14 protein-coding genes and 1 tRNA gene are annotated in these 13,072 nt (G+C 44.9%); 10 read left to right on the top strand and 5 right to left on the bottom strand.

Translation table 11 applies throughout. The features are described 5' to 3' along the window. The first annotated feature begins 162 nt into the window (after nt 1–162). The gene (locus tag CGC50_RS05745; protein WP_095910054.1) at nt 163–681 is read left to right on the top strand and encodes a mechanosensitive ion channel domain-containing protein; all 519 of its coding nucleotides are present in this window, start codon (nt 163–165) and stop codon (nt 679–681) included. Between the two features lie 36 nt (nt 682–717). Beyond that, complete coding sequence (locus CGC50_RS05740) at nt 718–1,617, top strand: NifU N-terminal domain-containing protein (RefSeq protein WP_095910053.1); 900 nt, start codon at nt 718–720, stop codon at nt 1,615–1,617. A gap of 2 nt (nt 1,618–1,619) precedes the next feature. Here the strand turns inward: CGC50_RS05740 and CGC50_RS05735 are convergent, their stop codons facing one another. Next, entirely contained in the window at nt 1,620–2,135 is a 516-nt protein-coding gene (locus CGC50_RS05735; protein ID WP_002667580.1) for a DUF7935 family protein, read from the bottom strand. A gap of 142 nt (nt 2,136–2,277) precedes the next feature. Here CGC50_RS05735 and CGC50_RS05730 point away from each other — a divergent pair, with 142 nt between their 5' ends. The 5 genes from CGC50_RS05730 (at nt 2,278) to CGC50_RS05710 (ending at nt 7,018) form a co-directional block, all read left to right on the top strand. After that, on the top strand, nt 2,278–3,504 hold the full coding sequence (locus CGC50_RS05730; RefSeq protein WP_095910052.1) for an RsmB/NOP family class I SAM-dependent RNA methyltransferase: 1,227 nt from the start codon (nt 2,278–2,280) through the stop codon (nt 3,502–3,504). A 151-nt stretch (nt 3,505–3,655) separates the two neighbouring features. Beyond that, nucleotides 3,656–4,519, top strand: coding sequence for a histone deacetylase family protein (locus CGC50_RS05725; RefSeq protein ID WP_394363707.1), 864 nt, complete (start codon nt 3,656–3,658; stop codon nt 4,517–4,519). A gap of 202 nt (nt 4,520–4,721) precedes the next feature. Continuing rightward, the gene (locus tag CGC50_RS05720; RefSeq protein WP_095910050.1) at nt 4,722–5,642 is read left to right on the top strand and encodes an LLM class oxidoreductase; all 921 of its coding nucleotides are present in this window, start codon (nt 4,722–4,724) and stop codon (nt 5,640–5,642) included. Between the two features lie 3 nt (nt 5,643–5,645). Beyond that, nucleotides 5,646–6,068 (top strand): type II 3-dehydroquinate dehydratase, encoded by a 423-nt coding sequence (aroQ, locus tag CGC50_RS05715; protein WP_002667310.1) that lies wholly within the window; start codon nt 5,646–5,648, stop codon nt 6,066–6,068. Nucleotides 6,069–6,178: 110 nt separating this feature from the next. After that, nucleotides 6,179–7,018, top strand: coding sequence for a nucleotidyltransferase family protein (locus CGC50_RS05710; RefSeq protein ID WP_095910049.1), 840 nt, complete (start codon nt 6,179–6,181; stop codon nt 7,016–7,018). Nucleotides 7,019–7,146: 128 nt separating this feature from the next. Here the strand turns inward: CGC50_RS05710 and CGC50_RS05705 are convergent, their stop codons facing one another. The 4 genes from CGC50_RS05705 to CGC50_RS05690 form a co-directional block, all read right to left on the bottom strand. Further along, a complete protein-coding gene (locus CGC50_RS05705; protein ID WP_002667486.1) occupies nt 7,147–7,914 on the bottom strand; it encodes a hypothetical protein in 768 nt (255 codons plus the stop codon). Nucleotides 7,915–7,980: 66 nt separating this feature from the next. After that, nucleotides 7,981–9,057, bottom strand: a complete 1,077-nt coding sequence (gene murG, locus CGC50_RS05700; protein WP_095910048.1) for an undecaprenyldiphospho-muramoylpentapeptide beta-N-acetylglucosaminyltransferase — start codon at nt 9,055–9,057, stop codon at nt 7,981–7,983. A gap of 85 nt (nt 9,058–9,142) precedes the next feature. Next, nucleotides 9,143–9,218: transfer RNA gene (locus tag CGC50_RS05695), tRNA-Phe, on the bottom strand. Nucleotides 9,219–9,226: 8 nt separating this feature from the next. Beyond that, nucleotides 9,227–9,478: a hypothetical protein gene (locus CGC50_RS05690; protein WP_095910047.1), complete on the bottom strand. Its 252-nt coding sequence runs from the start codon at nt 9,476–9,478 to the stop codon at nt 9,227–9,229. Nucleotides 9,479–9,493: 15 nt separating this feature from the next. Between CGC50_RS05690 and CGC50_RS05685 the strand changes: the two genes are divergently transcribed. The 3 genes from CGC50_RS05685 to lptC all read left to right on the top strand — a co-directional run bounded on the left by CGC50_RS05685 (nt 9,494) and on the right by lptC (nt 12,804). Further along, nucleotides 9,494–10,741, top strand: a complete 1,248-nt coding sequence (locus CGC50_RS05685) for a porin family protein (protein ID WP_095910046.1) — start codon at nt 9,494–9,496, stop codon at nt 10,739–10,741. 189 nt (nt 10,742–10,930) lie between these two features. After that, nucleotides 10,931–12,247, top strand: coding sequence for a tetratricopeptide repeat protein (locus tag CGC50_RS05675; RefSeq protein ID WP_095910044.1), 1,317 nt, complete (start codon nt 10,931–10,933; stop codon nt 12,245–12,247). Continuing rightward, on the top strand, nt 12,244–12,804 hold the full coding sequence (gene lptC / locus CGC50_RS05670; protein WP_198541643.1) for an LPS export ABC transporter periplasmic protein LptC: 561 nt from the start codon (nt 12,244–12,246) through the stop codon (nt 12,802–12,804). The genes CGC50_RS05675 and lptC overlap by 4 nt, the downstream gene beginning before the upstream one ends. Nucleotides 12,805–13,072: the final 268 nt, after the last annotated feature.

The following is a 13,072-nucleotide window of genomic DNA, read 5'->3' as shown; positions in this document are numbered from 1 at the left end:
GTCAGTGAACAGTGAGCAGGGGTCAGTGAACAGTGAACAGAGGTCAGAGGAGTAATCATTAATCATTGAACATTGAACATTAATCATTGAACATTAATCATTGAACATTAATCATTAAAAAAAGTTGTATATTTGCAGCCTGAACTCTTTTATATATAGTTTATGATATTTGATTTTGTATTAGAGAGATACCCGCAGATTATCGCAACAGGAGTAGCGTTGTTGGTATTTTTTATTTTAAAGTATTTTACGGATTCTATCGTGAATCGTTTTGGTCAGAAGACACAGTTCACCAAGGCACGGGTGCAATTGGTTAGAAAATACATTGATTTCCTATTAGGACTTTTGGCGGCAGTGGTGATTATCTCCATCTGGGGGGTGAAGCCTGACCAGATATTCCTCTTTATCTCCTCTATTCTTACGGTGATAGGAGTGGCATTCTTTGCCCAATGGTCTATACTGAGCAATGTCACTGCGGGGATCATTCTTTTCTTCTCTTTCCCCTTCAAGATAGGGGACAAAATTCGTATTTTGGACAAAGAATGCCCTATAGAGGCAGAAATCAAGGATATCAGCTCCTTCTATACCCTGCTCAAGACAGCTTCAGGAGAGCGTATCTCCTTGCCTAACAACCTATTGATACAAAAAGCAGTGGTTATCATAGAATCCAATGAACTATAATATAGCAAATAGATAGTATATAACATACAGATATTTATGAAGTTACAAATAAAATACACAGCAGACCCTACCATTGTTCAGTTAGAAGCACCAGTGGTGTTGGTCAAGGGGAACTACCAATATAGCAAGGGGGATAATACGCAGGATTCTCCCTTGGCAGGTGAGCTATTGCGCTTGCCCTTTATCAATACAGTATACTTTTCGGCAAACTTTATTGCGCTGCAATCCACCGGTAATATCCGCTGGGAGGAAGTTGCTCCAGAGCTTGTAGGACAGATAGAGACAGCCCTTAGCCAAGGGGAAGCCTTGGTGTATGTCCCTGGAGAGGAAACCCAGGAAGCGGCACCTAAGCGTATTCCGGTGACTATCTATGTGGAGAGTACGCCGAACCCTATGGCGATGAAGTTTGTAGCCAATAAGAAGCTGGTAAGTCGTCCGTATGAGTTCAAAACGATAGAAGAGGCGGAGAATTCTCCCTTGGCGCAGGCTTTGTTTGGTTTTGACTTTGTCAAATCTGTATTCTTTGACGCCAACTATGTATCCATCACACGCCTACCCCGCAGCACCCCTTGGGAGGAGGTGATGATGGAGACACGAGAGTTCCTCCGCCAGTACCTTATGGAAGGTAAAACAGTGGTGAAAGTGGCTGTCAGTGAGGAAGATCGCCCGAAGGGATTGCCTCGCTTAGGAGATATTTATAGTAAGAAAATAGTAGCCCTCTTAGACCAATATATCCGCCCTGCTGTCTCAAGCGATGGAGGAAATATAGAGTTTGTCAGCTATGACAAAGAGACCCACAAAGTGAAGGTTGTTCTCCAAGGGGCATGCAATGGTTGTCCTTCCTCGCGCATTACCCTCAAGCAGGGGATAGAAGGCCTACTGAGGGAGCAGCTCAAGGATGACAAGCTCACCGTAGAAGCGGTGGACAATGTATAGTGTTATTTCCCTATGAAAGTGTTTATCTCGTTGACTAAGTGAGAGATAGCATTGGTTGAAGGAGCAGGTTTGTTCGTAAACTCCGTGATGATCGCCTCGCGGAGTTTTTGTGCATCCGGGATATTGGTATCGGTGGCGATACGGTGGATGATCTGCAAGGTAGCATTTTTGCTAATGAGGATGACATTCCAGAGGTTTTCGCTGACGAAAATCTGCTGGGTAATGTTGTGTTCGAACTCAGCATTGATATGCTCTATAAGGAGCAACTCATACGCCTGCTTGTCCGCAGTAGCGGGGGCTACTCTTAGGGCGAGCTTCTGAGGGCTGGTGCGGTCTAAAAGGAGTACTAAGCGCTCATACGCCTGCAAGCGCAAGGGAAGTGCTTCTCGCTGTAAGTCCTTGAGGAGTTGGTAATTGCGCTTTTTGTCTTCGTTCTTGAAGTACAATTGAAAGAAAAAATAAGCCAATACGGCAACAATTACCGCAGGAAGGCAAAAGGAAAGGATTTGTTGAAACATTTTATTTAAATTAGGTGACAGTTCAGTCACTGCTGACTGAAATAGGGGGCAAAGATACGATATTAATTATCAATTATCAATTGTTAATTGTTAATTGTTAATAGAAAAAAAAACGTACTTTTGCCACAGAAGAGAAAGAAACATGCGACTACACCGAAACTTAGTAGATGCCGTAGTAGACGGCTTTATGCAAATCAATAATGACGGCTTGTATGCCGACAAGGTCATTGAGCGGCTGCTCAAGCGTGATAAGCGCTGGGGGAGCAAGGATAGGGCTTTTATCGCCGAGACGCTCTATGAGCTGGTGCGCTATAAGCGACTTTATACAGAGATAGCACAGGAGAAGGCACCTTTTACAGTGCAGAGCAGCCGTCGGGTTTTTGCCGTATGGGCAGTGCTTCGTGGCATTACCTTGCCTGAGTGGTATTTCGAAGGTACACCAGAGCGCCGTATCAAGGGGCGCTTTGATGAGCTTTCCCGTGTGCGAGCCCTTCGGGAGTCTGTTCCTGATTGGTTAGATGCTCTTGGGGTGGCAGAGCTTGGAGAGGAGGCATGGGGTGAGGAGCTTCATGCCCTGAACCAACAGGCAGCTGTGGTACTTAGAGTCAATACCCTCAAGATAGATAGGGAAGCCCTACGTACACAGCTGGCTAAGGAAGGCTATGAAACAGAGCCCTTGGAGGGCAACCCCGATGCACTTCAGCTGAAAAAGCGTGCCAATGTATTCCTCTCGGAGGCTTTCAAGCAGGGGCTTTTTGAGCTACAAGATGCCTCGTCACAGCGGGTGGCTCCTTTGCTCTTAGGTGCGTGGAATCCCTCACAAGGCAGCTTGAAGGTAGCCGATTGCTGTGCTGGGGCAGGGGGAAAAACCCTTCACTTGGCAGCGCTGATGGGGGGCAAGGGTAAGATCGTAGCTATGGACATATACCCACAGAAGCTCGACGAACTCTCTCGCAGGGCAAAGCGCAATGGAGCTTACAATATAGAAGCACGTCTGATAGAGGCTAAGTACCTTAAGCGCCAGCGAGGCACTTTCGATAGGGTGCTTATCGATGCTCCTTGTTCGGGCTTGGGCGTACTGCGCCGCAACCCAGATACCAAGTGGAAGCTCACCCCTGAGTTCTTGGAGGAGATACGAAAGACACAAGCGCAGTTGCTTGCTCAATACAGTCTGCTTGTCAAGGAAGGAGGTAGCTTGGTCTATGCCACCTGCTCCATACTCCCCTCTGAGAACGAGCAGCAAGTGCAGCACTTCCTCGCCAGTGAGGCAGGTAAGCGCTTTACACTGGTGGAACAACACAAGATATCCGCTACCCAAGGGTATGATGGATTCTATATGGCAGCTTTGAGAGTGAAGAGTGAAGAATGAAGAATGAAGAGTGAAGAATGAAGAGTGAGCAGTCAATACTCCCGTAGAGATGTTATTTATTGTGTCTTATAATTCTAAAAATTCTATAACCCTATAACCCTTAAATTCTATAATTCTGAAAATAGCATTTGATCCTATATACACGCATCCTGTGCCTGAGAACCATCGTTTCCCTATGGAGAAGTACGCACTTTTGCATGAGCAGTTGCTGTGGGAAGGGGTTGCTGAGGTGGAGGATTTTTTTGCCCCTGCTAAGGTCAGTATAGCAGATGCTTCCTTGGCGCACGATCGGGGGTATGTGGAGGCATTCGTGGGGCTACACTTGCCCGAACGTACTCGTATCCGCATCGGCTTTGTGCAGAGTCCACAGCTCGTAGCACGGGAGCTAACCCTGGTGCAAGGTACTATAGATGGGGCACACTACGCCTTGGAGGAAGGTGTAGCCTTCAATATAGCCGGAGGCACACACCACGCCTACTCGGATAGGGGAGAGGGCTTTTGTATGCTCAACGACCAAGCCGTGGCGGCTGCTTATCTGCTTAAGACAGGCCGTGCTAAGCGTATCCTGATTGTCGACTTGGATGTACACCAGGGCAATGGCACTGCGGAGATCTTTGCCCATCGGGAGGAAGTCTTTACCTTCTCTATGCATGCCAAGGGGAATTATCCCTTTGTCAAAGAGCAGTCGGACAACGATATAGAGCTCCCCAAGGGGGTTACAGATAAGGAGTATTTGTCCCTGCTGAAGGCGACCCTTCCTGCGCTCTTTGAGCGGCATCGGCCGGATTTTGTCTTCTACCAATCGGGAGTAGATGTACTAGAGAGTGATCGTTTTGGCTTGCTTAGCCTTACCCTAGAGGGCTGTGCTCAGCGGGATAGGTTTGTTTTCGAAGAATGCCAAAAGCGAGGCATACCGGTACAATGCAGCATGGGAGGCGGGTATTCGCCTAAGCTCTCGATTATCCTCGAGGCACATACGAATACTTTCAGGGAGGCACAGCGGATATTTTGTTGAGTAAATAGTTTTTTATAAATAAATTATTGTAACTTTGCAACCTCAGGGTCAGTGAGCAGTGAGCAGAGGTCAGTGAACAGTGAGCAGGAGCTAAAACCGTATAATTCTTTAATACTAAAGAACTAACCCTTTTAATACTAAAGAACTAACCCCTTTAATCCTAAATAACTAAAAACTCAAAATTCAAAACTCAAAATTCAAGATGATAGCAACGGACAAACTTACCATGGGGGTGTTGTTCCCTATAGAGGCTTTTGAGGGGCCAATACCTCAGATGAATAAAGAAGAACAGATTAGGCTGGCTCAGCAGGCGGAGTCCTTAGGGTTTGATACTCTTTGGGTGAGGGATGTACCTCTTTTTGATCCTAATTTCCGTGATGTAGGGCAGATCTACGATCCGTGGATCTATATGGCACATATTGCGACCTTGACCCAGAGTATCAAGCTTGGTACTGCCAGTATGGTATTGCCTCTACGCCACCCGATCCACTTTGCCAAAGCAGCAGCCAGTATAGATAGGCTTTTTCCTGGGCGCTTGCACCTGGGGGTAGCCTCAGGAGACCGAGCTATAGAGTACCCAGCTTTCAATAAGCCGTATGAGAACCGTAGTATAGACTTCATGCGACAGATAGAGACCATACGTACTTTTTGGAAGGATGACTTTCCACACTATGATACCTCTTTCGGGAAGATGCAGGGCGAGGCAGATGTGATTCCTAAGCCTGTGAACAAGCGTATCCCGATGTATATCACTGGACATGCTGGAGGAATCAACCTCGACTGGATCGCCCAAAATGGCGATGGCTGGATATACTACCCTCGTGAGTTCGCCTATACCAAGAATATCATACAGAACTGGAAAGAAGCCCTCAAGAAGCACAACCAGGTGGATAAGCCCTATATACAACCCCTATATATAGACCTTCTGGAGGATCCATCAGCGGAGCCTATCAATATAGAATTGGGCTTCAGATTAGGTCGTAACTATCTGATTGACTTGTTACAAACCCTTAAATTTATGGGAGTAAACCATACAATCTTCATTGCCAAGTTTTGTTCGCGTCCTATGGCAGAAGTCTTGGACGAAATTGGCAAAGAAGTGCTCCCACATATGAACGAATAGCCTATGCGAGTGATTATTATCAACGGGCCTAACCTGAACCTCTTGGGGCAGCGTGAGCCCAGTGTATATGGAGCAGATAGCTTTGAGGCATACTTTGCCACCCTTCAGCAGGCTTACCCCCAGTTGGAGCTAAGCTATTTCCAGTCCAACCACGAGGGGGCTCTTTTGGACAAGCTCCATGAGGTGGGCTTTAGCTATGACGGCATTATCCTGAATGCAGGAGCCTATACCCACACCTCCGTGGCGCTACACGATGCCATACGTGCCATCACCACCCCTGTGGTGGAGGTACATATCTCCAATACCTTTGCCCGTGAAGCCTTCCGCCACCACTCTTATATAGCTGCGGTAGCCAAAGGGGTAATTGTAGGCTTTGGTATGGAGAGTTACAGATTAGCTTTAGAAAGTTTTTTATTTAATGATTAATGATCAATGCCAATAATGATTAATTCCTTAACTACTCATTGCTCATTAATCATTAACCATTAATCATTGCTCATTACTCATTGTTCATTAACCATTAACCATTATTATTGATGAAGATAACCTTAGCGATACTTGCGGCCGGTTTGGGGTCGCGTTTTGGGGCAGATAAACAAATCGTGCCCATACATGGAGACTCCATTCTCTTGGATTACTCTATACAAGATGCCTTTGCGGCAGGTTTTGACCAAGTAGTACTGATTGTACGTAGTGAGATAGAGGAGGCACTAAGAACACACCTTGAGAAGAAGTTTCCTTCCGAGAAGCTTGCCTTTGTATGTCAGGACAAGCATAACCCTGTGGAACGTAAGAAGCCATGGGGGACAGGACATGCCTTGCTATGCCTTAAGGAGCTTGTAGATACTCCTTTTCTTATCATCAATGCGGACGACTTCTACGGGCGTCATTCTTTCCAGATGATGGCAGAAGCCTTGCGTACAGGCAAGGAAAAGACGTTCTACTCGGCAGGCTATCGCTTGGGCAATACCCTAAGTGAGAATGGTACGGTATCCCGTGGTATCTGTACGGTAAGTGCTGACAACCACCTCCTTAGCATAGAAGAGCGCACCAAGCTCCTTAAAACAAGTGATGATGAAGCTACCGACGAACGTACAGGAGAGCGCTTTGCCCTCTCGAGCTTCGTATCGATGAACTTCTGGGGCTTTACCCCTGATATATTCGAAATGGGAGTACCTCTCTTTCAGGACTTTATCGCTCAGTACAAGGACGATCCCAAGGCGGAGTTCTACATACCTACCTTGGTGAGCCATGCCATGGCACAGGGCTATGTAGTGGAGGTAGTGCCTACCGATGCTGTATGGTTCGGTATGACCTATCAGGAGGACTTGGCGGTAGTCAAAAGAGAAATAGAGAGACTCAGCAGGGGTCAGTGAGCAGTGAACAGAGGTCAGTGAACAGTGAACAGAGGTCAGTGAACAGAGGTCAGTGAGCAGGGGTCAGTGAACGAAGTAATAGGCTAATTACTGATCATTGTTCTCTCTTTTAGAGGGAGAGGGCTTGTTTATTTTTCATAGTAAGTCAGTTTGCGTGTTTCTATAAAAAAAGGTTTGCTTACCCCCGCATCATCTGTTAAATACATAATACGTTCTGTCCAGTTTTTTTGTGAGTCAAAAGAAATGTACTTATATAGTGTAGTTTCTATCCAATCACCATCTTCAGAGAGTATTTCTTTTTCTAAATGCCCTTCTTTGTTGTAAGTATATTTGGTAATCCGTTGTTCTTCTGATAAATTGGTGACAATCAATCTTCTGGAAGAATCATACTTCAGGCTAACCCTATAGTCATAGTCTTGCCTATATTGCCCTACTCCTATAGATCTTTTTTCGATAGGATCACCCTGTGCGTTGTACTTGAAAGTATCAATGCAATAAAGCTCTCCTATTATATAGAGTTTTTCAATGCATTTTCCTTGGACATAGCTATACTTGGAAGCAAGTTCTGGTTCTCCATGATGCTTAGATTCTTGTTTCTTTATTTTTCTACCTTTTTTGTCATAGAAATAATATTGTTGTACAAAGGCGTCTTTTCCTATTTCTTTGACATTTAGCATGTTACCATCTTTATTATAAACAACCTCTTTGGAATAATATCTATATTTTGGGTAGCCATCACGTACTATCTTTCCATCTCTGAGAACAGCATTATAGTAGGTAGTAATTGTTGTTTTTACTTTTCCTTTTAGATTTTCTTCTTGAAGATCCGTTCTTTGTTTTTGTCCAAAAGAGGCAGTAAAACTCATTAAGAAAAGGTAGAAAAATATTGTTTTCATAATAATTTATTAGTGAATTATCGTCTATTGTATTTAGGACACTGAATGTATGGAAGTGAGCATTAATCATTGTTCATTAATCATTATATTTACGATTTCCTGTGTAGCGTGGGGTCGAGCGAGCTTTCTGAAGTTATCGGAGAGCTCTTTTCTTTTGGCAGGGTCGCTCCAGAGTGTAGAGAACATAGGGGCGAAGTGCGAGGCAATATCCGCTTCCCGAAGCAGTAGGGCAGCGTTTTGGTCGACTATCGCTTGGGCATTCTTGGTTTGGTGATCTTCGGCGACATTGGGGGAGGGTACGAAGATGACGGGCTTGCCTACGACGGCCAGTTCGCTCACAGTACTGGCTCCTGCGCGGGAGAGAATCACATCGGCGATGGCAAAGGCGGCTTTCATGTCTTCCACGAAGGGGAGGACACGCACTTGGGGGCTATCGTATTGGCGGTATTCCTCGAAGTAGTAAGAGCCACATTGCCAGAGGATTTGTACCTTTTTCTCTTGGAAAAAGTCCAAATGTGTTTTTACCAATTCGTTGATTTTTCGAGCTCCTAAGCTCCCACCAATCACCACAAGGGTGAAGGCATCAGGGTCAAGGGAAAAGGAAGCAAAAGCCTCAGGATTTTTGTCCTTGATTTCGATTACCTCTTCACGGATAGGGTTGCCAGTGAGGAAGATAGGGGAATGAGGGAAATAGCGCTGCATGTGGTCATAGGCGACAAAGACACCCTTAGCGCCACGGGCTACCCACTTGTTGGTGACCCCAGCGTAGGAGTTTTGCTCCTGAATAAAAGAAGGGATGCCGAGCCATTGTGCTATTTTCAGGGTAGGGGCGGAGGCATAGCCACCGGTGCCGATGACCATATCGGGGCGGAACTTCTTGAGGATGCGGTAGGCCTTCCATAGGCTTGAGAGGAGCTTGAAGGGGAAGGCTAAGGTCGAGAGGCTCGCCTTGCGCTGTAGCCCACGTATGGGTAGCCCCACGATAGGATAGCCCGCTTGGGGTATCCGCTGCATTTCCATTTTCCCCTCAGCACCCACAAAAAGGAACTCGGCCGTAGGGAATCTTTTTTTTAGCTCATTGGCTATAGCGATGGCAGGGAAGATGTGACCTCCTGTACCCCCGCCGGAAAGAATGATACGCATTTTGATGTTCAATGATTAATGATCAATGATGGGGATAAACAAAAAACTACTTTTCCTCAAGAAAAAGTAGTCTTTCAGTTTTTAATGGTGGTGCCTCCAGGAATCGAACCAGGGACACAAGGATTTTCAGTCCTTTGCTCTACCAACTGAGCTAAGGCACCATGGTTGGTTAATTCGGGTGCAAAGGTACGACTTTTTTTCTTTCCTGCAAGTGTTTTTCAAGAAAAATTCGAAAAATTTTTTCATTAATTTCTATTTTATTGTTTTTCAGCGGTTTAAAATTCATGTTTTTTAATAAACAAAAGTTTAACAAGGAAACCTTTCTTTTTTCTTGTGTAAATGCTAAAAAAGTTGGATATTTGCAATTCGTAACAATAATGACGGCTTGTCTGCCCAAAACAAGGGTGTAGGCGGTCATCATTAACGATCAATCTTTATGAAGATAAGACTTATTTTAGCTTTGCTCATGGTTTCTTTTGCCTATGGGCAGAAGGGCACGAACTCTCCTTTTTCCTATTATGGATTGGGAGACAGGCGTTATGAGGGGAATATTGAGAATGCACTGATGGGCGGGATGAATGCCTATGTGGATTCTACCAGTGTGGATGTGCGCAATCCGGCGTCTTTGGCCAAGCTCAAGCGTACCGTATTTTCTTTGGCTTCGTCCTATGATATTCGCCGTATGCATTCCCAGAGTGATAGCTATTCGGAGCGTACTTTCCTATTGGACTATGTGAACCTTTCGTTTCCTATCTATAAGAACTTAGGTTTCTCAGTAGGCTTGCGTCCGTATACCTCCGTAGGGTATAGACTGCTATCGAAAGAGACGATACAGGGGCGTGAACAGTACTATTCCTATGAGGGAAGTGGTGGGGTGAACCAAGCCTATATGGCTTTGGGCTACCAGGTTATAAATGGACTTCGCATAGGAGTGGCCGGCGGGTTCAACTTCGGTCGTAGCAACCTGAGCAATCTCTATAGTTCACCTGTATTGGCGTACATCACCCGTGAGGACAGTCAGTCCCTATACCGTGGCGGCAGCTTTACCATGGGAGTGCAGTATGAGCGCGCTCTTACCGAAAAGCTCAGCTTCAACACAGGACTTTCCTATAAGCCACAGACCACCCTTAGATCGGATAACAACCTGACCCTCTATTCGCTTTTGCCTAATAATGGCAATTTTATCATCAAAGATAGTCGAGAGGTGACCGATGCTTCTCTGAGGCGTACTCACCTGACTTTGCCCTCCGAATGGGCAATCTCGGCAGGAGTGGGCAACCCTAATGAGTGGTTTGTCGGAGCTACTGCCAATTTTGTACAAATGCAGAATTTTTCCAATCCTTTTGTAACTTCCTCGTTTGTAAGTTATGAAAATGCGTACAAATTCTCAGTAGGAGGATTTTATTTGCCACACAATACAGCATATACAAAATACTGGAAACGAGTTACTTATCGTGCTGGGCTCTACTACGAGCGCACAGGAATCGTGCTTCGAGACAAGTCTATCAACGATTATGGCATGACTTTTGGAGCTACCCTACCTATGAAAGGGCTTTCCAATGTTTCCTTTGGGGCTACTTGGGGGCGCAAGGGAGATACTTCTCTCCTTAAGGAAAACTATTTTACCCTACACTTAGCCCTTACCCTTAGCGATAAGTGGTTCCAGAGAACAAAATACCATTAATCATTGATTAATGAACAATGATTAATGATTAATGAACAATGCTCAATGAATAATGAATAATGAATAATGAATAATGAACAATGAACAATGAACAATGATTAATGATTAATAATTGATAATTGATAATTGACAATTGACAATTGATAATTGATAATTGATAATTGATATAACCCCTTAAAAAATAGAAAAATGAAAAAGAAATTATTGTATGGGTTCCTCTTGATGGGGACAGTAACGGCTTTCGCGCAGAAGCAAGATTGTCCTATGAAGGCCTCCGTATATGTGGAGGCAGCCAAGCTAAAAAACTATGATGAGGCTTATCCTTCTTGGAAATTTGTCTATGACAATTGCCCTGAACTCTACCAGTCTACTTTCCAATATGGGGAGCGTATCCTCAGGGATAAGATTAGTAAGGGAGTGGATAAGGATAAATATATCAAAGACTTACAAGAGCTTTATAATAAATATAATCAATATTTTCCACAAAAGTTCTCTGCAGCTAACAACCAAATCCATCAGGCATATATACTCATAGAGCACAATAAGGGTACCAAAGAGGAGCTTTTTGCCCTTCTGGACGGGGTATATAAGCAGGATAAGGATGCTTTTGCCGATGATACAGCTATCTATCAGTACTTTGCTACAGCCTTAGACCTATACAAGGCTAATAAGAAACCCCTACAAGAGGTGTTCGATGTGTATGACAATGTATCTGAAATCATAGAAAATGAGAACAACAAGCTCTCAGTACGTATGAATGAGCTTTTGCCTAAGGAAGAAGCTAATACACTGACTGATAAGGAAAAAGGTCAGCTACAAGTAGCCCGTACTCGTGTGGAGAACCTCAAGAACATCACCGAGAGTGTGGATAATTCCTTGGGACAATTGGCAGATTGTAAGAACCTTGTACCTCTTTACCAAAAGGTATATGATGCTAACAAGGACAACACCGAGTGGTTGCGCCGTGCAGCAGCCAAGCTCTCCGACAAGGAGTGTACCACCGATCCGCTATTTGTCAAAATCGTAGAGCGCTTGAACCAGTTAGCCCCATCGGCTTCTTCTGCGCTATACTTGGGTATCCTAAAGGAAAAACAAAAGAATACAACTGAGGCCGTGAAGTACTTCAACCAAGCGGTGGATTTGGAGAAAGACCCCTTGAGGAAATCAAGCTATTTAGTAAAAATAGCTACCAAATACTCTGGCAGCACTGCAGTGAGCTATGCACAGAAAGCCTTGTCCTTCAATCCGTCCAATGCCTCTGCTTATCAGGTGATGGCACAGGCGTATGCCTCTGCGGCGAATGATTGTGGTACTACTGTTTTCGAAAAGCGCGCTGTATACTGGCTGGCAGCCTCCACCGCAAGAAAAGGAGGCTTGGAGAAATTGGCAGCACACTATGATAAGCTCGCTCCCTCACGTGCCGATATATTCAGTTCAGGCTTGGCAGGGAAGACTATCACCTTCAAGTGTTGGATAGGCCAATCGGTTAAGGTACCACAGTTATGATACACACATATATAAAGGTATATTTGCTTAAGAACATTGTAGGGCTTCTTGTCCTTACAATGTTTTTCTCGTGTGAAGAGGCGGCTAAGAAAAGCACAGATTCACAGGAGAAAATACCCAATGGGGAGACGTATAATTTCCGCCTTATCTACACCGATTCGACCAAGGTAAGGACGGTACTGGAGAGTGCACTGAACAAGGATTTTTCCACTCAGAAGTTTCCCTATACGGAGTTTCCTAAGGGCTTGGTGCTCAAGCTCTATGATGAGCAGGCACATGAGAATATCATCAAGGCACGGTATGGCATCTATTACCTGCCTACTCAGATGGTGCAACTGCGTGATAGTGTGGAGATTATCACCTATGACGGCAAGGTGCTCAAGACCTCAGAGCTCTTCTGGCAAGCCAATACCGACTGGGTATTCACCGAGCAACCTTTTGAGTATATAGACAGCCTACAGGGCTCTATTACCAAGGGGATAGGTATGGATTTTGATAAGCGATTCACCCACCTAAAAGCCCATAAAATCACAGGAATTATACCCGTGAAGGAGTAGCTATCAATGATTAATGATCAATGATTAATGATTAATGATTAATGATCAATGATCAATGATTAATGATCAATGACTCAAGGTCAGAGGTCAGTGAGCAGAGGTCAGTGAACAGTGAGCGGTGAATAGAGGTCACCCCATATTAGCATAAGGGTTTTGCGCTCTGCTGTAGGGGCGATTTGCAAATCGCCCTATGCTGGTGTGTGACAGAGGTCAGTGAATAGTGAACAGAGGTTGCCCCATATTAGCATGAGGGTTTTTGCGTTCTGCT

This window comes from Capnocytophaga gingivalis (assembly GCF_002302415.1).
GTDB lineage: Bacteria > Bacteroidota > Bacteroidia > Flavobacteriales > Flavobacteriaceae > Capnocytophaga > Capnocytophaga gingivalis.
Note: the sequence above shows the minus strand (reverse complement) of the source record. Positions and strands in the feature narration are given on the sequence as shown.

Bases quoted from the DNA above. Each gene is read 5' to 3' on its own strand.
- CGC50_RS05745 (WP_095910054.1), top strand. From the start codon at position 163: ATGATATTTGATTTTGTATTAGAGAGATACCCGCAGATTATCGCAACA.
- CGC50_RS05740 (WP_095910053.1), top strand. From the start codon at position 718: ATGAAGTTACAAATAAAATACACAGCAGACCCTACCATTGTTCAGTTA.
- CGC50_RS05735 (WP_002667580.1), bottom strand. From the start codon at position 2,135: ATGTTTCAACAAATCCTTTCCTTTTGCCTTCCTGCGGTAATTGTTGCC.
- CGC50_RS05730 (WP_095910052.1), top strand. From the start codon at position 2,278: ATGCGACTACACCGAAACTTAGTAGATGCCGTAGTAGACGGCTTTATG.
- CGC50_RS05720 (WP_095910050.1), top strand. From the start codon at position 4,722: ATGATAGCAACGGACAAACTTACCATGGGGGTGTTGTTCCCTATAGAG.
- aroQ (WP_002667310.1), top strand. From the start codon at position 5,646: ATGCGAGTGATTATTATCAACGGGCCTAACCTGAACCTCTTGGGGCAG.
- CGC50_RS05710 (WP_095910049.1), top strand. From the start codon at position 6,179: ATGAAGATAACCTTAGCGATACTTGCGGCCGGTTTGGGGTCGCGTTTT.
- CGC50_RS05705 (WP_002667486.1), bottom strand. From the start codon at position 7,914: ATGAAAACAATATTTTTCTACCTTTTCTTAATGAGTTTTACTGCCTCT.
- murG (WP_095910048.1), bottom strand. From the start codon at position 9,057: ATGCGTATCATTCTTTCCGGCGGGGGTACAGGAGGTCACATCTTCCCT.
- CGC50_RS05690 (WP_095910047.1), bottom strand. From the start codon at position 9,478: ATGATGACCGCCTACACCCTTGTTTTGGGCAGACAAGCCGTCATTATT.
- CGC50_RS05685 (WP_095910046.1), top strand. From the start codon at position 9,494: ATGAAGATAAGACTTATTTTAGCTTTGCTCATGGTTTCTTTTGCCTAT.
- CGC50_RS05675 (WP_095910044.1), top strand. From the start codon at position 10,931: ATGAAAAAGAAATTATTGTATGGGTTCCTCTTGATGGGGACAGTAACG.
- lptC (WP_198541643.1), top strand. From the start codon at position 12,244: ATGATACACACATATATAAAGGTATATTTGCTTAAGAACATTGTAGGG.